Consider the following 19,277-nt stretch of genomic DNA (forward strand, 5'->3'; position numbering starts at 1 on the left):
CAGTCGTCCCTAGTGATCAATGGAGTGAGTGTCATGGCGACTGGGCTTCGGGCCCAATACTTCCACTGCTGCGCTGGAACCAATGGCCGCTGTCAGGCCATCGTCGCGCGGATCATCCAGTACGTTTGCTCCCAGGGGGAGTCGTGGGTTGTGTCCCAGCAGGGCGTCCACCCCCAGCGTGGCCTGTCGGGCCACACAGACACCCACTTCGAAGAGCCGCAGCTGGTAGTGGCTATGGGCGGGTTTCTGGGCGTCGATCAGTCTTTCCAGCTGCTCCCGCTCAGCCTGGTCGGAAGCAGCGAAGGCCGGCAGCACCAGCGTGAAACGGTGGGCCAGCGGCATTCCCTCCGGCACCAGTGACGCGTGGGCAACGGGCACCGTGGCGGGGTCACGTTCACGCAAGCGGTAGTGTTCAATGATCTGGGGCATGGGGTCGTTCAGACCGGTGTGCCACTGCACCATCTGCCTGAGTCCGGCGAGGGTGCCTCGCTGGCGGAAATGGGGAATGGCCTGGCTGATCATGGTGCGACGAAGGTCCGCCGGCCACTGGGCGAGGAATTGAAGGTTGAACCAGCTGCCCAGCCAGTCGAGAAACTCTCCGGGGGGCACGTTGTTGGTATCCAGCAGGCGCGCGAAATGGTCGATTTCATATTCCACCTCGGCAAACACGGTATCGAAGTAGCTGAGGAAACGGTCCAGGAAGTGGCGACTGTCCGGGTCCTGGTGAAACGGTGGCGGCAGGAAGCGCAGGGAAGACTGGCGCGGTGCCTGGATATCAATCGCGCGCACCAGCGGACTGGCCAGACCATCTCCCCGGAATTCGATACGCAGCCAGAGATAACGGGCCGGCTGGCTCTGCACCAGTATTTCCGGGGCCTGCCCCGGCTCGATCAACAGGGGGCGGGACCAGCGTTCGCCCAGCGTGTCCAGTTGCTCGTCGGTCAGTGGTGCCTTGTCAGTGAAGGTCTGTATCAGCAGTCGGGTGTTGGCGGGCAGCTCCGCTTCCAGCGATACCCGGTGCCAGCCCCAGTTATCCTGCTCGCCGTCCAGGGCTGCGCTCATCCAGACGCCGCTGCGAGGGCGAGCGATGCGTCGGGGTCTGGACAGCAGCGGCAGTGATGTTCCCGACAGATAACCGAAACTGTCTACGGACAGTTCACTCAGGGGCAGGGCGGGGCAGTCCGGTCGCTCATCCTGCGGTAACCACAGTGTGCCCTGGTGCAAATGCAGAGGTGGAGGAAAATCCTGGCTGAACACGGTGTCGGCTGGCGTATCGATTGGCTCCGGGCGGGCCGCCTGGCCAGCATCGGAGGAAGGAACGGTCAGCTTCTGGAGCCGACGGGCCTCCACATCCAGTATGAAAAGCTCGTCCTGACGGTTGAGCACAATCTGTGTGGCACCCGGGCTCAGTGTGTCCGGAGCACTGCACAGGGCAATCTGTCCAAGGGCGTCGAGGCGAACCACCCGGGCGCTGTCTTCGGTACGCAGTAACACCCAGCAACGCCCCCGGCTGTCTTCGGCCAGTGCCCAGGGTTGCGCTGGCAGGTTCATGATCCGGCGGATGCGCAGTGATGGCCAGAGCAGGAACAGCAAACGCTGCTGGCCGGTATCGGCGATGATCAGTTCGCCGGCGCGGCTGAAACACACATCACGAGGCTGGCTGAGGTGGTAAGGGTCGCGTCTTTCCGGCGCCTGGGAGAACCCATCCAGCCCGTTCCGGCAGGACGGCTCCGGTGATGAAGGCTCGGGTGTTTCCCAGAGGGGAGCAAACGGCACGGTTGCTTCGTTGGCGGCTGTATTGCTCTCGCAACAGGTCGGTCGGGCCGGATCGTGGCCCAGTATCCGGTTATGGTCCGGGTCCGCCAGGAACAGGAAGCCGGTCGGCGTGGCGGCCAGGCCCCGGGGCCTGGTGGTTCCTCCCAGGGTGCCGGCGGGCTCGAACGGCGAGATCGGGTATTGCCCCGCCCGGCCCAGCATCAGGCCACCACGCCGGGGGTTGAAGAAGATGCTGTCTGACGTGCGGGTACGCCAGCCCACATGGCGATCAAGCCGCAGGAACGGGGCCTGGGTGGGACGAACGGAGTCGGTCATGACGCCCCCTGGTGCTGGTAGCGGACTGAAAGCTGAATGACATCCGCCGGCAGGTGAACCAGATTACCCGGGGCGATTTCAATGCGGTCACGGCACCCGGCGTCGCTGGCGGCTTCGTTGTCCAACTGGAGGTACAGGTCCATGACCCGGCCCACCCCCGGCAGGGTCAGCAGTTGCTGGTAGACATGGCCATACAGGATATCCTCGCCGAAGGGCCAGCCGCGTCCGTCATTACCGCCCCGCAGCGGGTGAAAGTATTCAAGCAGGCGTTGTCGGGCGTTTTCCTGGACAGCCTTCAGGTCGGCGTCGGCACCGGCCTCGATGGTGGCTTTCAGGGTGGCGACGCGGGTGTACTCGGGGCCGGTGACGTAAAGCTCGGTAGTCACCAGCCGGCAGGTATTCAGGTGGGCGCACACCGCCCGCAACTGGGCCTCACTCGGCTGCGGCGTGGGATGGTCGGTCACCGGCAGGATGACCACGCTGACGGCACCGTCGGCATCGGCTTCCAGCTGGCCTGATGCATCAAGGCGATACCGTGGCAAGGCGTAGGCTCGCTGGATTGCCACGCCGCGGGTCTGCCGGGCCAGTTCTGAAAAGTCTTCGGCGGTGACGGCCCGGTCCCGGGTTTTCAGGCTCTGGGACGCTCGCAACCGGGTGTCTTCCAGAGGTTCCGCATCCTCACCGTTGGCGGCTTTGACGCGGTTGCTGACCTTGTCCACCCGGGGCAGCGGGCTCTTCAGTTTGGTGATGCTGCCGGGGCCCACATTGCCAATGGCGCCACCCCCATAGCGGTAGCGGCGGGCAATGATTTCAGCACCGGCAATGGGAATGCGCCCGTGCTTGCCGTCGCCAAAGCTCACGGTTCCCTCGATGGGGTCCAGCACAAAGACCTCACTGGCGGCATCGGTGCCGTAGAAATCATCCACCCGGCGCCACTCCCTGCGGGTGCCGGACTCCTCAACCTCCAGCACCAGGTCCGGGGCACGGGTGTCCGGGTCGAAGTAGACCGGCGTCCTGGCCAGTTGAAATTGCTGGGCCGGTCGGCCATTGCCGAACCCGAGGCGTTCCGCCAGCCGGGTGACCGCGGCGGTGGCGGGCACGGTGTTCAGGGCCAGCTCATTGATCAGGTCGTTCCGGGTGGGTTCCTCATTCAGTTCGGCCTTCAGCCAGATCATCGGGTAGGGGGGCACCGGCGGCGTATCGTAGCCGGCGTCCAGGGCCAGCCAGCTGGATCCGGGGACATTCCCGACCGTCAGCCCGACGCTGTCGTCAAGATCGTCGAGTTTTTCGATGATGCCGTTGACGGACTCGCAACAGCTTTTGACGTCGTTGAGTTCCGCTTCCGGGACGCCCATGGCCATCCAGTCGTCGTCGCTGAGTGCGCTGGTGTCCAGGGTCAGCGCGCTGTCCCGCAGGTCGTCTTTAAGCTGTTCCAGGGTGGTGGGATACTTGTGTAAACCCAGCGCCTCCCAGAGGCTTCGGGGTAGCTGGTCCAGAGAGTACGCCGGCAGACCTTCCGGTATTTCCAGTCGGATATGGCCGCTATTGGTCAGCCCCGCGGTATCGTCCCCCACATCCAGGGTCTGCCAGTCCGCCGCGACAGGCGCTGCCAGCAGGTTGCCGGCCTCCGTGCCGGTAAAGGCTGACCAGTCAATCCGCTGCCCGGCCCTGGTGGCCTCGTGGGGCAGCAGGCAACGTTCGCCCCTGGGGCCCTGAATAATCTCGCCATCGGCATCGCGATCGAAGACGCCGGTTGCAAAGACGGTGAGGTCCAGTTGTCCGGCTGGAAAACTGTCCAGGCTGTAGTCCTCCTTCGGGTTTCGGTGTGGGCGTGGCACCAGTCCAATGAGGCATCGATTGCCGCTCCCTGGCTTCGGACCGAAGGGGTGGAACGCATGCAGGAAGGTGGTGGTGGCCTGTTTGGTGTCGTACTCGGTAATCAACTGGTAGGGATTGGGGGCGGATTCCGGTGCGGTGTTGGGAATCAGTACGGCTCCCAGGGCGGCGTTCAGGGCAGTCAGCGTATAGTCGGTTTCGAAGATCAGCGGCTGTTCGAGTTCGGGGTCGTCCACACCAACCTGGCTTTGCCTGGGGATCAGCACTTTCAGCGGGTCCGCCGGGCCGGACAGCTTCTTCAGGCTGAAGGACAGCTCGGTGGAGGCCGCCCTGGCCGGTTCACGGCTGACGTGCAGCAGCTCCAGAAACTTCAGGTGATTGACGTCCGGTAGCTGGTTGAGCTGATACAGAAGCGTCTCGGTGAGCCATGCGTGCAGCTTGACCATGGTCATGCCGGGATCGGAGTCGTTGAAGTTGGTCCACTCCGGGGTATAACGGGGAATCCGGTCCCTGGCTTCGTCCACCAGCTCCTTGAAGGTGCGGTTATCGAGTTTTGGTGTCGGTAAAGTCACGGCATTGCTCCCTTTGCTCCGGCAAGACCTTGGGCCTGATGGGCTGCGGCGGAATGCGGGTACATCAGGCCAGCCCTTCATTGATGTAGAACGGGTACACCAGGTTGTGGAACGCGTTATTGGCGCGAATCCGGTAGTCCACATGGATGAGCAGGTGATTGGGCTCCCCGGGCGTGGTTTCCCCCCGTACATCAAGCAGGTCGATGCGTGGTTCCCACTTCAGCAGCGCCTGCTGCACCGCCCGGATGATCAGCGCGCGGGTATTGGTATCGTTGGGGGCAAACAGGTACTGATGGATGCCGCAGCCGAAGCGGGGTTCCATCACCCGGCTCTTGAGCGGCGTGCTGAGGATCAGCCAGATGGATTCCTCGATACTCTGGCTGCCGCTGACCCAGGACAGGCCGCCACGGGCATTGACGCGAACCGGGAACTTCCAGCCAGTACCGTGAAAATCAGCCATGGTTACCTCCTTTCAGTCTCCCACCAGCACGGTGGGGTTGGCGGACAGGACCATGCCCACGGCATTGCCGTCGTTCTGCTCCGTCTGGTCCAGGAAGCGGGCTATGCCAAGGCCTTCCGGGCCGTACTTCACGGACTGGCTGGCCGTTGTCACCGTACATTGCCCGATCGTGCTGCCGTTGCTGACACCGCCCACAGACCCGGCTTCATTGCCGGTGGACTTGTCCACCAGGGAATCCTTCAGCAACACATGTTTGCCTCCCACAAGCAGTTCTTGATTGGGTTCGTTGGTGATACCGCCGGCATCGGCCAACTGCGCAATATTGGGGTAGGGCACAGGCACGGGGCTGGCCGGCGGTGCCGGTGTGTTGCACACGTCGGGAAAGGCAAAGGCAATCTGGTCAGCGGGGGCAATGGGTTTTCCCATGGGTCACTCCGTCTCGTCGAACTGAATGTTGAGCAGGCGGTAGTCCGCCACCGGCTGTGCCTCAAGCTCCCAGTGGCCGCGCCAGATCAACTGGCAGCGGTCGCTGTCGGGGTGGACGATCAGGGTGTCCAGGTTGAGCGGCACAGGTACCTTGCACCAGCGGCTGGCCTGGTCCCGGCCATGGCCACAGTGGTAGAAGTAGCTGGCACCGGGAGTGGCTGTTGCCAGATTGAAGGTGAGGCGGGTGTCGGCCCCGCGGATGTCGCGCCGGATCTCGATGTGGCTGTCCGGGGCGAAGTAGTTCATGGTCACGCCCCGGTCGTACCGTCGGCTATGGCCGTTGTAGAAATGGTTGTCAAAGTCGTTCGGCAGCGGGGTGTCGGCGGCCTCTGAAAAGGTGCCGAAGGCGTCGAGCCGGGGCGCGAGGGACTTGGGCGCCCAGCCGAACATGTCCAGGGTGACATCCGCCGGGAGGTTGTCGGGGTTGTCGAACAGGTCATGGTCACGGTGCAGCCAGCGGACACCGTCAACCAGGGCTTCGCACTCTTCCCCCGGCCCGTAGGCGCCCTTGACCACCAGGTCCGCGTGGGGCTTGAAGGGGGCCAGGTCGCTTTCCGCCAGGGCGAGGGTGAGGTAGTCGTCCTCGTCCCTGGCGTCCTCCGGCGGCACTTCATCGCCGTTTTCCCGGAAGAAACGCAGCCGGTCCGTCAGGGTCAGGGCCTTGCCATGGTCGGTGGGCACCAGGCTGCTGCCGTCGATGTCGTAGCTGCGCTTGACGATGATCGACGCCACCTGCCTTATCGAGCCACCCGCTTTGATAAAGCCCGGCAGGAACAGGCCATCAACGCCGGTTATGTCGGGAATACGTGTCTCCATCTCACTTGCCTCAGGGGTTGATGTGTACCGGGTTGCCTTTGAGGGTCAGTTGCTGCCCGGCCTCTACGGAGATGTTCTGGCCCTTCACGGTGAGATCTGCCGACGATTCGATCATGATGCCGTCTCCGTTCAGGGTGACCCTGCTGCCGCCGGCGTCCTCGATGATCAGGCTTGGGTCGCTGTCGTCGTCATCGAAAATCATCCGGTGGCCGGCAATGGTGGTCACCAGCCGCTGGGCGTTGCTGTCCAGTTCGGGGGGCGTGTTCTCGCCACTCCAGACAAACCCCAGGATGAAAGGGTGATTGATGTCGTCTCGATCAAACGCCAGTACCGCTTCGTCGCCGATCTCGGGACGGAAATGCATGCCGGTACCGGCCGATGCGAACAGTGTGACCACCCGTGCCCAGTTGCTCATGGGCTCGCCTTCCAGCCAGGGGTAGCGCACCTGGATGCGTCCGAGTTCTTCCGGGTCGTCCAGGTTCTCCACCAGTCCGATCACCACGCCTTTCACCTGGCTGTTCATGACGCACCCTCCCGACGTGCCGAGAAATCCGTGGTGTAGCCACTGCCACCGAGGGTGTGGCTGGCTTCCGTAATCAGGTAATCGCCGTTGTAGCGCCGGCCCAGGCCATTGATGTGAACCCGTCGCCCGGCCCGCAGTGGCGGGAAGCCTATGCTGCTGCCCTGACCGGTAATCAGGCTGCCGGCCAGGTTCCGCAGGATGCCCAGGGCCTGGCTGTCGGCCTGTTCCTGGCTGGTGATCGGCTCGTCGACCACCACTTCGTGGGTTTGTGCCAGCGCGCTGTCCAGGGATGAGAGCAGCTCCGGTTCCAGGCCACCCTGGTCCAGATCCTCCCGCGTGGCTTCGCCGGTGATGGTGCGGCTGTCACCGCTGGCCAGGGGGTTCCAGCCCCGGACAACCACCTTGTTGACCTGGTTGCGGACCGTGATGGTCGGGGTGAACTTCAGCAGTGTCTTGCCCCAGGTCAGTTCATAGACCTTACCGCTGGTGGGGCGCCTGCCGAAGAAGAGCCGGGGTTCATCATCATCTCCCGTTTCCACATACAGGTCATAACCCTGGCGCCTGGCCCGTTGCAGCAGAAAGAGAATGGGATATTCGTTGTTGACCAGGACATAGTCGTGTCGGGGTTCCTGCCCGATCTGACCCTCGGGTATCTCGATGGGGATGTCGAGGGCGTCGGCGATATCACGGGCGATCTCGCTGTCGGTCCGGTTCTCGAAGGGAGCGAGCGGTTCCGAAGGCCGGCGCTGGAGGGTGTACAGCAGGTTCATTGCCCTGACGGTCAGGGACGGCGCGCCACTGGCGGGGAAGCTGGGGCTGAGGGAGACGATGGTGCCGAGCATGATTCTGCTGGGCGCCTCCTCACCGTAGCCGATACGCAGCTCCACCGTGGCGCCTGGCTCGAAATTGGGGATGTCGAAGTCACCTATCTGGCGCAGGTTGCCATTGCTGTCGAACGGATTGCTGTATTTGGCGATGCGCTCCACCGGGTCCCAGTCGCGCAGCGTGAACTCAAAGGAGTCCAGGTTCTCCAGGTCCTCGCGATAGGAGACCTGAAGGACATCCCGGATGACTTCACGGCCCAGGTTCTGCCCCTTGAGGCGGATCTCGAAGCGGGGGCTGTAGAAGGTCTGCCCCTGGTAGATCGGCGTGCTGCTCATACGCTGATTCACTCCGTGGTTGGTGGCAATTCGAGCATCTGCCCCGGGGGCAGTTCCCGAACGTTGCGCAGTTTGTTGTGGCGTGCGATCGCCCGCCACTGGCCCGGGTCACCATAGGCATCGGCGGCAATGGTGGTGAGGTTTTCCCCTTCCTGCACCACATGGACCCGGGTATGGTCCGACGACTGCAGGTTGAGCGCCTGTAGCTGCTCTTCCAGGGTGCGGTATTCCTTCAGCTGCAGGCTGACGGTAGCCCGCAGCGGTACGCCCTCGGCATTGAACAGGGTGTATTCGCGATTGAGGCTGGTGACGACACCATCAAAGGCGGGTTCCGGCCGGCTACCGGGGTTGTGGGTCTGCCCGGGGAAATCTTCGCCCCAGGTAATGCGAACGATGGGCGGCGTATGCAGTTCGCCATTGACCTTGATCAGGCGGTAGAACGGGTCCAGTTTCTCAGTGACCGATCTGGCACTGGCTCCCATACCGCTCTCGGTGCTGTCGAACAGCAGCTCCATTGACAGGGTTTCGCTGTCGCCGCGGACAAACTGCAGCACCGGGGCGTCCAGCCCCGGAATGGCAACCTCGGCAATCTGCGCCCCCTTGCTGAAGCTGAACTTCTCGGGGTTATAGTTCACCGAGAAGGATTCACCAATGGTGTTGCTCTTGTCCGCGTTCAGGCGTTGCAGGGTCATTTCCGCCATGGTGCCTGGTCTCCCGCTTCAGCGTTCCAGTGGAAAAGAGCGGGACCGGATCTCACGCTCGTCCTGGCGCTGCCGCTCACGCTGCTGTTCGTTCTCAAGCTGTTCCCTGACCGCCTGGGTGATGCGGGCCAGTACCTCGGGTGATAGCAGGGCGTCGGCATCGGCCAGGGACAGTCGGCTAGTGACTTCGTTGATATGGACATCTGCCATGGTTGTTGCTCCCTTTCACGGTTAGGAAGTGTTCAGGTCGCGAGTACCTGAGTAGTCGGCCGTCAGGGTTCCGGTCCGGCCGCGCCCTCAAGCCTGGCCATCGCCTCGCCGGGGCTGACCAGCAGGGTCAGTTTCTCATGGGCGATCTCCAGGGCTTCCACTGCAACCTCGCTATTGCCGGCGTTCAGCGATGGCCCCGACCAGCGGGTGGGTATGCCGTTGTAGAACCCCCAGATCTTGACCGGCACCCGTTGCTCGTTCATCAGCATGATCAGGCCGTCCCGGCGCTTGCCTTCGCCGTTGATAAACTGTTCGTGCCAGAGCCAGAGCGTCTCGCTGAGGGCGACGCCCCGCTTGAGGGTGAGGTTGCCAAAGCTGGCGCGGCCCGGCAGGCGATGCACCCGGTCGTTGACCCCACCCTCCTGCACGTCGAGCACATTGATGGTGGATTCCAGGCCGCTGCATTCCGAGAAACCTCCGGCGACCAGCCCGGACAGGTCGCCCGCCAGCGCCGCCGGGCCACTGGGTTCGGAAAGGCCGGAGCCTTCACTGTCCAGGTCCAGGGATTCCAGCAGCGCGATCTGGAAATGGAACGCAGGTAACGGATCGAAACGCGGGCTCATGGGGCGTTCTCCTGTACTTCCAGTGCGTCCAGGGTGCGCCCCAGGCGCAGGGTGATAAATTCGAAGGGCACGGAGGGGGCCACCTGGATTTCGGCGAGGAACCGGCCCAGGTCCCTGAGCCTGGCGGGGTTGTTGTCGGTATCGACTTTCACGCTGAAGGCCTGGTCCGCACTCTCGCCGGCCAGGGCACCCTGGCGCCAGAGGCGGTTCAGCAGATTAAGCAGGGTGAAACGGACCGCTTCCCGCAGGGCCACGGAGTTGGGCTCGAAGACGGCCCATTGCAGTTGTTGTTCCAGGGTCTGTTCGAGGGCATTGACCAGCCGGCGCACATTGATGAATCGCCACGCCGGCGCGCTGGCCAGGGAGCGGGCCCCGAAGGGGTGGATGCCACGCCCGGCTAACAGCCGCAGGACGTTGATGCCCTGCGCATTAAGGGCACCGTGCTGGTTGTCCTCCACAATCTGTGTCAGTCCCTTGCAGGATCTCAGGGCAATATTGGCAGGGGCACGATAGAGACCGTGTTCCCTTTCGGCCCGAGCAAAGACACCCGCCAGGTGGCCACAGGGTGGCGCGGTCGAGAGTCCGTTCCCCGTTTCCGCCATCAGCCAGGGGTAGTAAAGCGCGCCATGGGCACTGTCGAAGCGGGCCCGCCAGCCCTGGATGCCCTGCACATCCATGGTGGGGTCCGGGGCGTCCAGCAACGCGATGCGATAGAGTCCACGCTCGCCCTGGCTCACCATGGCGGATTGCACCCGATGGATGCTGTCGAGGGGCTGATCGGGGGGCAACTGCCGTTCGTCCAGGTAGAAAGTGGCGGTATTCCGCCCGGTCGCGGTGGTGGCCTGGGCCAGTACCTCGGTGGCCACGAAGCCATGACGCTGGAACCACAGGCTGACCACCGCCAGGGGCAGCTGGGTCAGGGTAAAGTGCCCCTCCCGGTCGGTGACGGCCTGACGCCCGTTACTGGCGTAGACGGTCACGTTGTGTACCGGTTCCCCGCTGCCCGAGGATGCGTTGATCACCTGGCCACGGATAACGCCCTCCGGTGGACGTTCGAGTCGGCTGCAGTCCACCGTTTCGACCAGTGGGGGCGGAGGCTGTTGCTCGGCTTCGGCCTTCAGCACAAGGTCCGGCGCCGCCAGCAGGGCCACGTCGGGAATCGGCTCCAGGGCGTTGAGGGGGGGGCAGGAAGTTCGCCCCGGCGACCTGGCCAAGGCCATCGCGGCCTCCCCGGAAGCGCGCCAGGGTGAGGGGTTGCGGCCAGAACCCGGTGTCCGAGGCCGGTGGGACGGTGGCCCCGCCCAGGGCGGCGTCTGCTGCCGGCCCCAGGGTTTGCCGTACCTGAAGCCAGCGGCTTTCCCGGTTGATAGCCCGCACCAGGTAGCGACTGTGTTCCGGATGCAGGCTCAGGTGCGGAAACTGCTCCAGCCTGCGGTCCGCCAGCCACAGCTCCAGGGTGAAGTCGACGGTTTCCAGCACGATGGCCTGGTCCAGGTCGAAGCCCACGGGCGATCCCTCCGGGGTCATCGCCTGGTCAAGCTCGACGGGCCATTCCAGCAGGCCCCGGATCGGATCCACCGCCTGTACCCACAGCAGCAGGGAGCCGGCGGCAGCATGGGCCGGCTGGCTCAGGCGCACCAGGCTGTTGGCTTCCAGTCCATCCAGGTTAGCCGCCTGGCTGGTCTGCCCGGCGTGGGCCCCCGGTAACAGGTGGGTAACCGCGCGCCGCGAATCGCTGATGCTCAGGGCCAGTTCGTTGCCCCAGAGCCCGGGGTCGGGTAGCAACAGGGGGCCATTCAGGTTGGGGTGTGGACTGCCCAGCCGGTCCAGCACTTCGCGGTCGAGCGCACTGGCCGTGGCCTGCTTGAAGGCCGGACTGAACGTCCACTGGACGGCCTCGGCGATGGTTTCCGCCGGATCATCCTCACCCATGGTGCGGCCCTGAACAGTCAGGCTGGCGGCCTGGGCCGAGTCGTCGGTCACCCGGACGGCATAGCAGGTCTGGCCGCCATTTTCGAAGAAGCCTTTGATGGCCGTGCCAAGATGGCCAAAGCCATAGGGTTCGCCGAAGACATCCACGAAATCCCGCCAGGATCCAAGCCGTACCGGGTAACCACGCGGGCCCCTGGCGGCATAGCCAATCAGTGCCGCAACATCCCCCCGTACCGGAGAAAGCGGTGGAGTGCCCTGCACCTGTTTTATGGATAACCCCGGGGCGCGCATATCAGTCCGTCAACTCCAGGCCTTCGTGGGCGATCTCCATCGATTCGATAGCGGCTTCGTTGGCGGTGGAGTTGAGCGTGGGGCCTTCCCATTTGGAGAGCCAGCCCTCGCTGAAATTCCAGCGCAGCACTTCTTCCCGGCTCTCATTCAACAGGATGAGAGCGCCGGATTTGCGTTCGGTCCGGCCATCGATGGTGCTTTTGCGCCACTCCCAGAGCTCCCGGTTCTGGGTGAACCCCCGTTTCAGGGTCAGGTTGGTGTACTTGCGCAGCCCTGGCAGTTTGCGGACTGTGGCGGTATCGGAACCCTCCCGGTACTCGATGATGTCGCTTTCGGTGGTCAGGCCGCTCACTTCGGTAAAGCCGGCCACCGAGACCCCGTCGATTTCGACCAGGAAGTTGTATTGGGCGTATGGATCCTTGCGTTCAGCCATGGCGATGGTCCTCTCACGGATTAACTGGTGGCTTCGCGGGTTTTCTGGCTAATGCGGAAGATTACGAACTCCGCGGGCTTTACCGGTGCCACGCCCACCTCGACAATCAGTCGGCCGTTGTCGAAGTCCGCCTGGGTCATGGTGTCGAGGCCGACATTGACGAAAAACGCCTGTTCCTGGGTGACACCTTCGAGGGCGCCGGAGCGCCAGACAGTGACCAGGAAGTTGGTCAGGGAGCGTTTGACGGTGGCCCAGAGGGCTTCCGAGTTGGGCTCGAACACCGCGAACTGCATGCCGTTCTCGATCGATTTCTCAAGGAACAGGAACAGCCGCCGGACGTTGACATATTTCCACTCCGGGTCGCTGCTCAGAGTTCGCGCCCCATACAGACGCAGGCCGCGAGTGGCGGAGCGGAAGTCGCGGAAACAGTTGATATGCAGGGGGTTGAGGATGTCCTGCTCGGCCTTGTTCAGGGTTTTCTCGAACTCCCGGATGCCACGCACCACTTCATTGGCCGGCGCTTTGTGTACGCCACGCTGGACGTCGGTGCGGGCAATAATGCCGAGAACATGGCCACTGGGGGCACGGTCAGCAGGTCGCCGTCTTCGCCGAAGGGGTCGGAGATCACCAGCCAGGGGTAATAGTAGGCGCCCCGGGTGCTGTCGTAGTTCTGGCGATGAGTCTGTACCCGGTCCAGGGCGGCCCCGGACTCGGCATCCAGGATGGCAAAGCGGTACCGCATGCGCTCGCAGTGGCCCAGCAGGGCCTTCTGTACATCCACGCCGCTTTGGCCGGGAACGGCCACCAGGCTGATGTCATCCCGGTTGGCCAGGCTGTGGATACCGGTGCGTTCATCGGGGTCGTCGGAGGGACTACCGATATAGGTGCCATCGTCGATCGAACCCAGGTCGTCGATACCGCCCGCGAGATCATGGGTGACGCCGGCAAAGGGGTCGGCCAGCCGCAGGTCCGCCGCGTCCGATGTCGACGTCACGCCGTCGTCCTCAAAGCTCAGATCGGACAGGCGAATCAGTTCCGCAGCCCCCGAGCGCGACGTGCGCCCGGTTGACCGGTTAAAGGAGCCCACGACACGGACGGCATAGCGGGGGTGCTCCGGGTCCAGTGCCAGGTAATCGAACACCTCGCTCTCTGCAACCCTGTCGTTTTCCAGGAGTTCCACCACCAGTGTGAACTCCAGTGAGCGCACCGTGTCCCCGGCCTGCACGGGGGCTTCCAGGCCGCCGGCAAAGGCGACTTCGTTGGTAGCCCGGTTGACACCGCTCACCCGCAGTACCTGTACGACCTGGCCATCCCTGGAAAACTCCAGCACGGTACCGGTGTTGACGCCGTAGACCGCATCCAGCGGTACCGGCGTGTCTCCGGTGTCGGCGCCGGCCGACACGGTGGTGTTGAGAATACTGCTGGGCCGGATTCTGGCCCGCAGGGCATTGCCCCAGATTCCCGGATGGTGGGCGTGTGCCCGCAGTACCGCGACCTGTTTGATGAGGGGAACCCCGGCGCGATGGACGAATTCGGTTTCCGCGCCGAGAGGGATTTCCTCGGTGAGGGCGGCCAGGTGGTAGATCCCGCCGCCGATTTCAACGGTGCTGTCCGGGGACAGGCCTGTGGTATCGGCCATGATCAGGTTGGTGTCGCCGGTGGTGGCGGCCTCATCCAGGTTGAGGGAGGTACCCTCCGCCGCCAGGGTGATGTGATGTATCTCGGTCTGCTCAAGGGGATGGTTGAATACCAGCGAGCCTTCGTCGAAATCCGCTTCCCCGTTGGTGGTAATGGTGACGTATTCGGTATGCTCCGGGTTGGCGGTGTCCCGTATCCGCAGGATATTGCCGCTGCTGAGGCCGGCAACCGTTGTCTCGTCGAGCTGGAGCTGGCCGCCGGCGTCCATGCTGGTGGTGATGCCATCGCTGAGATCGCTGGTGATCGTCACCGTCTGCAGGTTCACGGGGCCGGTGCCAACATCATCCCGCAGGGCGTATGACAGGCGGACACCAATCGGTGTCGTTGAGCCCGAACGGGTGACGTATTCGGAGCGGGTATCGTCGTGGATCAGAAGGGTATCGCCGTCACTGATATTGGCGTTGGCGTCGACAACCAGTGAGGTGCTTCCCTGTGGTGCCTGACTGTTCAGACGGGACTGTGCGCGGTCAGTGGGAGGAATGGCGTAGAGGTCGGTCTCGGCCCTGTCGGCGTCTGTTCCAACGATTCGCGATACATAGATCCGGCTGCCATTGTTCTGGAAAAAGCCCTCGACCGCATAGGGCAGGGCGTCGAGCCCGTTGGTGAAAACCCGGTGATCCAGCCGTCCGCCGAAGATTCGGTGGAATTCTCCCAGGCTGGTCACCAGTGTTGGCTGGTCGACCGGCCCCCGCCGGGTTACGCCGACGACACCGGCGGTACTGGTGCTGACACCTTCAATGGGTTTGTTTCCGGACGAAACCTCTTCTACGTAGACACCCGGCGCAAGATATTCAGGCATGTTCATCTCCCTAATGCTCGCGCGGATATTGCGTCAATCCACTGGACGCCCCAGGGTCCAACTGCTTGTGACTACGATTTCGACAATCTCCGGTTTAAAAAGCGAATGTCCTGTGCACGACAGGACGGCTATAGTCCAGAACCACTGCCGTGGTTCTCTCGCTGCCCCCGTGACTCAGGGTCAGGGTGACCTGACGCTCAAGGGGCATGTTGTCAATGGCAAAGTACCCTCGACTGTCTGTTTCCACCGCCGGTCGCGTTTCCGGGGCTGTGACCTGAACCTGGGCTCCGGCCAACGGGGTTTCCGGATCGCCGTCCTCCAGTACCTGTCCGGCCAGGCGCAAAGGCTCCGGCGCCAGTGTCAGGGACAGGTTGATCAACGGGCCTGAAAGCCGGGGCATGTCGTAGGTTGCGCCTGACAGGGTCACTGTCTCTGTGGCGGGGGTCAGGTCGGTACCAGGCAGGCTGAAGTCGTGGGTCGACGCCTGATAACTCGCAGCGCTTGCCTGCAGTCGGAAATCGAAATCCGGTGTGGGTGTTAGCTGCGCAAACAGGTCAGCCTGATCGGTGGAAAACACGAAGTGTCCGTCAGCGTCCAGTCGGCTGGCCAGCGGGCAAGGGCGATACTCGCTCTGGTCCGAACGTTTGTACCCCAGCGTCAGTTCAGCGCTGGTGGATACCGGTGCCCCGGTAGCCTGATCCAGCAGGCGGCCCACGATCAGTGCCTGCCGTTGCAGAACCGTGTCAGTGTGGACGCTCATGGGCGCTGTTCCTGTGCCATCTGTGAATAAAGGTCCTTGTCATGATCAACTCCTTGATGACTGTGGCCGCCCTGTTCGGGACACCCTGGAATCCTGGTTAACCCGTTCGCTGTTGAACCACGGTGTAGGTATCCCGCACCGGTGCATGCTTCTCGGGGCTGAGTGCCGAGTCGATGACAACCGCTTCGACCAGCAGCACCGTGGCCAGCCGGAAAGGCTGATTGAAGGCATTCCAGATCTGCGCAAGCTGCTCCAGGGTCAGAGACTCCAGGCGTATCCGGATTTCGCTGCTGGCACCGCCGTGGCTGGTGTCCAGTGGTCTGCCCTCGATGGAGTCGATGGTGGGGTGATCATGGCAGTGCTGCAGGATCCGGCCCAGCATCAGGTGATTGTTGGTTTCCGAGTCCAGGGGGGTGACCAGGTAGCGTAGTTGTAGCGGCAGCGGTGGGCGCCGCAGTTCATCGCTGCCGGTACGCAGGGGTGGCTGGTTTCGCAGATGCCTGTTCTGGTCGATATGGTACAGGTAGAGGCTGACCACGAACTGGCTGGACAGGTCGCCGCCGGGCGCATCAAGGGTGATGTTGCTGGCCGGGTCTGTCAGCGAAAAGTCCGTATCCGGCGCGCTGTCGAGCGCCTCGAATATCTGGCGGCGCAGCTCAGTGCTGGTACCTTCAATAATGGAATATGCGCTCACCATCCGCTCCTTCGGAATTTGCTTCTTGTTACATGGCTGTTACTACAGCTCGGCTTCAAGACATCATTACGAGGCGAGAGCACCAAAACAGCTGAAAAAGGTAACAAACTGTCGGTTTTTACAAGGCCAGTTGATCGCTGACCTGAATGCTTGGGTTTACTAACAGATAGTCGCTATAACTGCACTTTACAAAAGATTTTAAGCATTAATTTGGCGTATTCCTATTTGTTCTGACTATGGACGGTGGGTGTGGATGTGCGCTCAGCTCGGACTTTCGATCGGTGTCGCGCCGGTAACTCAATGGATAAAAAGTGTTTTTGCGAACGATTTTGGGTGCCAGATACTGCGTGCTACTGTTCATAGAACAGGCGACGCGGTGCCGGGCGGCACATGTGTTACCGGAAGCAGGTGGTATACAAGGTTGTATGGGCCCGCCTGCTCCCGGAGTGTTCGCCAGTACCCCGCGGAAGCGGGTTATTGGAGGAACCACCATGTTGACGGAATTGCAGAAGAAGGCAGCCCAGGCCATTGTCAATATTTTCGAGACCAGCAGGCCTCTGGGTGACTACAGCAAGGTTACGCTGATACAGGGGGACACTGGGCATCTCACCTACGGTCGCTCACAGACCACCCTGGCCAGTGGCAACCTGTACCTGTTAATCAAGAAATACTGTGAGTCGGCTGGTGCCGAAATGGCGGAGGCGCTCATGCCGTATCTGGGCCGGGTGGAGGATCGGGACGTCAACCTTGATCGGGACATGACGTTTCGGCGGTTGCTCCGGGATGCCGGTGAAGATCCGGTTATGCAGCAGGTGCAGGACCGGTTCTTCGATTCTGTATACTGGCAACCGGCAATCGGGGCAGCCAGGTCCATTGGTGTCTCACGGGCGCTAGGTGTCGGCGTGGTGTACGACAGCCATATCCACGGTTCATGGCATCGCATGAGAGACCGCACCAACGAGCGCTTTGGTCAGGTGGCGGATATTGGCGAAGAGCGCTGGATTGCGCATTATATCGACGTACGTCACGACTGGCTGGCGGGGCACTCCAACACCCTGCTGCACAGGACAACCTACCGTATGGACGCCTTTCGCGAGTTTGTTGCTGACGACAGGTGGGCACTGCCACTGCCTTTTACCTGCCGCGGTGTTCGCGTGGACGAGGCAACGCTGACTGAGGCTGGTGACCCCCGCGCCGGCTCCGAAGCCGACGAAATGCGACTGCTACGCCTGAAGACGCCCTTTTTACAGGGTGATGATGTGAGGGCTGTACAGCAGGCTCTCGCTGATGCCGGTGTGGATATCCGGGTGGATGGCATCTACGGCCCGGCCACCGAAAGTGCAGTGAGCACATGGCAACGCCGGAAGGACCTCGTCGTCGACGGTATCGTGGGGCCGGGCACCCGGGCTTCGCTCGGCATTGGTGATTAGGGTTGGCTGATGGGGTCCACCTCAATATCGTGATTCAATCACGCTAATGCGCATGTCGTGTTGCAGTCGTCATAAGCAAGGGCCGAACATATCTTGAACTATGTCAGAAAAACTGGTAATTTTTCTGACATCTGTTTAGAGGTAAGTGCCATGTCCGTTACAGAGTCTGTTCAGCGCCAGATCGCCAAAGTTCCGCAAGGTGAACCTTTTACCAACAGCCGTTTCCTGAGGCTGGGCTCGCGTGCTGCTGTCGACAAAGCCCTGTCCAGGCTTGTAGAAGGAGGCGCTATCCAGCGGGTCGCACGGGGTGTTTTCGTCCGCCCCAAACAAAGCCGGTTTGTCGGCAATGTCATGCCGGATGTTTCGCGCGTGGTCGAGGTGATCGCGAGAGACCATGGAGAGACCATTCAGGTCCATGGGGCCGAAGCGGCTCGCCGCTTCAAGCTCAGTACTCAGATGCCAACGACGCCGGTCTACTACACCAACGGACCTACCCGTGAAATCCGCATCGGAAACCTAAAGGTGAAGCTCATGCACACCAGCAGTCAGAGGAAGCTTCAGCATGCAGGCAAGAGGCCTGGTTTGGCCCTCTCCGCGCTTTGGTATCTGGGTAAAAACAATATCAGCACCGAGGTGGTGAAGCGGATCCAGGAAGGGCTGAGCGAAGAAGAGTTCGAGACGCTGCTTTCCTCACGTATGCCGGCGTGGATGAGCGAGGCGTTCAGGCAATATGAGGCAGGGCGTGTCCATGGCTGAGCAGGTGTTTCTCGAACTGTCCGCAGAAGAACAAAACGATATCCTTCAAACTGTTGCGCCTCAACTGGCTCGCGGAGCCTCGGTGCTGGAGAAGGATATATGGGTCTGCTGGACCTTGCAGGCTCTGTTCTCCATGCCCGGCGCACATCCTATGGCTTTCAAAGGAGGTACATCGCTTTCCAAGGTTTACGGTGTGATTGACCGCTTTTCCGAGGATGTCGATATCACGCTGGATTACCGGGCCTTCGAGGAGGGCTTTGATCCTTTCGCGGAGGGGGTGAGTCGGACCAAAACCAAACAGTTCAGTGATCGACTGAAAAGTTATGTCTCGGCCTACGCGAACGAAGTGGTCGTCCCATACCTCGAAAATGAGCTGGCGAAACTGCCAACGGCTGAGCAGCATGCCGTTGAGTTGGACGATGGTGGTGAAAAGATCTGGGTCACTTACCCATCGGTTGTAGAGGGCACCAGCGAATACATCCGTTCCCAGGTACTCATTGAGCTGGGTGGCAGGAACGTTATCGATCCCAACGAAACTCATACCGTCTCCCCATACATCGCCGAGTTGACGCAAGACCTGGTCTATCCGAGCAGTGAGGTTGTGGTTCTCTCTCCAGAGCGGACATTTTGGGAAAAAGCCACGCTCATACATGTCGAGTGCAACAGGGGCAAGCTCAGGGAAAGTGCTGAAAGGCTTTCCAGGCATTGGTACGACCTGGTCATGCTTGCAGAGCATCCTGCCGGTCAGTCAGCCGTTGAAAACCGGGAGCTGTTGGAGGAGGTTGTCCGCCATAAGAAAGTGTTCTTCCATACGGGCTACGCGAACTATGACGCATGTCTGAACGGGCGGCTGAAACTATTGCCTGAGACGGGCACGCTGGAGGGCTTGCGGGCTGACTATTGCGTAAACCGCTGAAGGTTGCCACCCATTCCACGTGAAGCCTGCCACTCGGACCGGAGCAAGGCTGCCACCCATCGGAGCGTAGCGACGCGGGGTTTCTCTTCT

Annotated in this window: 20 protein-coding genes; 3 read left to right on the forward strand and 17 right to left on the reverse strand. The window is 62.1% G+C overall.

The genetic code is table 11. The annotated features are described in order from the left end of the window. Positions 1-9: 9 nt before the first annotated feature. The 17 genes from ACFOZ5_RS18300 to ACFOZ5_RS18380 all read right to left on the reverse strand — a co-directional run bounded on the left by ACFOZ5_RS18300 (position 10) and on the right by ACFOZ5_RS18380 (position 16,085). A complete protein-coding gene (locus tag ACFOZ5_RS18300; RefSeq protein ID WP_379890047.1) occupies positions 10-2,091 on the reverse strand; it encodes a phage tail protein in 2,082 nt (693 codons plus the stop codon). After that, the gene (locus tag ACFOZ5_RS18305; RefSeq protein ID WP_379890049.1) at positions 2,088-4,499 is read right to left on the reverse strand and encodes a putative baseplate assembly protein; all 2,412 of its coding nucleotides are present in this window, start codon (positions 4,497-4,499) and stop codon (positions 2,088-2,090) included. The genes ACFOZ5_RS18300 and ACFOZ5_RS18305 overlap by 4 nt, the downstream gene beginning before the upstream one ends. 64 nt (positions 4,500-4,563) lie before the next feature. Beyond that, the gene (locus tag ACFOZ5_RS18310; RefSeq protein WP_379890051.1) at positions 4,564-4,959 is read right to left on the reverse strand and encodes a GPW/gp25 family protein; all 396 of its coding nucleotides are present in this window, start codon (positions 4,957-4,959) and stop codon (positions 4,564-4,566) included. A 12-nt stretch (positions 4,960-4,971) separates the two neighbouring features. Beyond that, the gene (locus ACFOZ5_RS18315) at positions 4,972-5,385 is read right to left on the reverse strand and encodes a PAAR-like domain-containing protein (RefSeq protein ID WP_379890053.1); all 414 of its coding nucleotides are present in this window, start codon (positions 5,383-5,385) and stop codon (positions 4,972-4,974) included. 3 nt (positions 5,386-5,388) lie between these two features. Next, on the reverse strand, positions 5,389-6,261 hold the full coding sequence (locus ACFOZ5_RS18320) for a DUF2169 domain-containing protein (RefSeq protein ID WP_379890055.1): 873 nt from the start codon (positions 6,259-6,261) through the stop codon (positions 5,389-5,391). A gap of 10 nt (positions 6,262-6,271) precedes the next feature. Beyond that, a complete protein-coding gene (locus ACFOZ5_RS18325; protein WP_379890057.1) occupies positions 6,272-6,784 on the reverse strand; it encodes a phage baseplate assembly protein V in 513 nt (170 codons plus the stop codon). Beyond that, on the reverse strand, positions 6,781-7,944 hold the full coding sequence (locus ACFOZ5_RS18330) for a phage late control D family protein (protein WP_379890059.1): 1,164 nt from the start codon (positions 7,942-7,944) through the stop codon (positions 6,781-6,783). The genes ACFOZ5_RS18325 and ACFOZ5_RS18330 overlap by 4 nt, the downstream gene beginning before the upstream one ends. An 8-nt stretch (positions 7,945-7,952) precedes the next feature. Further along, positions 7,953-8,645 carry a CIS tube protein gene (locus tag ACFOZ5_RS18335; protein WP_379890061.1) on the reverse strand — a complete coding sequence of 231 codons (693 nt, stop codon included), beginning with the start codon at positions 8,643-8,645 and terminating at the stop codon, positions 7,953-7,955. Positions 8,646-8,663: 18 nt separating this feature from the next. Next, entirely contained in the window at positions 8,664-8,855 is a 192-nt protein-coding gene (locus ACFOZ5_RS18340; RefSeq protein WP_379890063.1) for a hypothetical protein, read from the reverse strand. A gap of 62 nt (positions 8,856-8,917) precedes the next feature. Then, positions 8,918-9,478, reverse strand: a complete 561-nt coding sequence (locus ACFOZ5_RS18345) for a phage tail protein (protein WP_379890065.1) — start codon at positions 9,476-9,478, stop codon at positions 8,918-8,920. Continuing rightward, the gene (locus ACFOZ5_RS18350) at positions 9,475-10,458 is read right to left on the reverse strand and encodes a phage tail sheath family protein (RefSeq protein ID WP_379890067.1); all 984 of its coding nucleotides are present in this window, start codon (positions 10,456-10,458) and stop codon (positions 9,475-9,477) included. The genes ACFOZ5_RS18345 and ACFOZ5_RS18350 overlap by 4 nt, the downstream gene beginning before the upstream one ends. Continuing rightward, a complete protein-coding gene (locus tag ACFOZ5_RS18355; RefSeq protein WP_379890069.1) occupies positions 10,439-11,701 on the reverse strand; it encodes a hypothetical protein in 1,263 nt (420 codons plus the stop codon). Before ACFOZ5_RS18355 ends, ACFOZ5_RS18350 begins: the two co-directional genes overlap by 20 nt. 1 nt (position 11,702) lies before the next feature. Next, on the reverse strand, positions 11,703-12,134 hold the full coding sequence (locus ACFOZ5_RS18360; RefSeq protein ID WP_379890071.1) for a phage tail protein: 432 nt from the start codon (positions 12,132-12,134) through the stop codon (positions 11,703-11,705). 20 nt (positions 12,135-12,154) lie between these two features. Then, complete coding sequence (locus ACFOZ5_RS18365) at positions 12,155-12,694, reverse strand: phage tail sheath family protein (RefSeq protein WP_379890086.1); 540 nt, start codon at positions 12,692-12,694, stop codon at positions 12,155-12,157. Further along, positions 12,604-14,631, reverse strand: a complete 2,028-nt coding sequence (locus ACFOZ5_RS18370; protein ID WP_379890073.1) for a hypothetical protein — start codon at positions 14,629-14,631, stop codon at positions 12,604-12,606. Before ACFOZ5_RS18370 ends, ACFOZ5_RS18365 begins: the two co-directional genes overlap by 91 nt. A 94-nt stretch (positions 14,632-14,725) precedes the next feature. Beyond that, positions 14,726-15,391: a hypothetical protein gene (locus tag ACFOZ5_RS18375; RefSeq protein ID WP_379890075.1), complete on the reverse strand. Its 666-nt coding sequence runs from the start codon at positions 15,389-15,391 to the stop codon at positions 14,726-14,728. Between the two features lie 97 nt (positions 15,392-15,488). After that, entirely contained in the window at positions 15,489-16,085 is a 597-nt protein-coding gene (locus ACFOZ5_RS18380; RefSeq protein ID WP_379890078.1) for a DUF4255 domain-containing protein, read from the reverse strand. A 491-nt stretch (positions 16,086-16,576) separates the two neighbouring features. Between ACFOZ5_RS18380 and ACFOZ5_RS18385 the strand changes: the two genes are divergently transcribed. The 3 genes from ACFOZ5_RS18385 to ACFOZ5_RS18395 all read left to right on the forward strand — a co-directional run bounded on the left by ACFOZ5_RS18385 (position 16,577) and on the right by ACFOZ5_RS18395 (position 19,187). Beyond that, on the forward strand, positions 16,577-17,515 hold the full coding sequence (locus tag ACFOZ5_RS18385; RefSeq protein ID WP_379890080.1) for a chitosanase: 939 nt from the start codon (positions 16,577-16,579) through the stop codon (positions 17,513-17,515). A 93-nt stretch (positions 17,516-17,608) separates the two neighbouring features. After that, positions 17,609-18,271: a DUF6088 family protein gene (locus ACFOZ5_RS18390; protein ID WP_379890081.1), complete on the forward strand. Its 663-nt coding sequence runs from the start codon at positions 17,609-17,611 to the stop codon at positions 18,269-18,271. Continuing rightward, entirely contained in the window at positions 18,264-19,187 is a 924-nt protein-coding gene (locus ACFOZ5_RS18395) for a nucleotidyl transferase AbiEii/AbiGii toxin family protein (protein ID WP_379890083.1), read from the forward strand. Before ACFOZ5_RS18390 ends, ACFOZ5_RS18395 begins: the two co-directional genes overlap by 8 nt. The last annotated feature ends 90 nt before the right edge of the window (positions 19,188-19,277 follow it).

The sequence above is a fragment of the Marinobacter lacisalsi genome (assembly GCF_042651045.1).
Taxonomy (GTDB): domain Bacteria; phylum Pseudomonadota; class Gammaproteobacteria; order Pseudomonadales; family Oleiphilaceae; genus Marinobacter; species Marinobacter lacisalsi.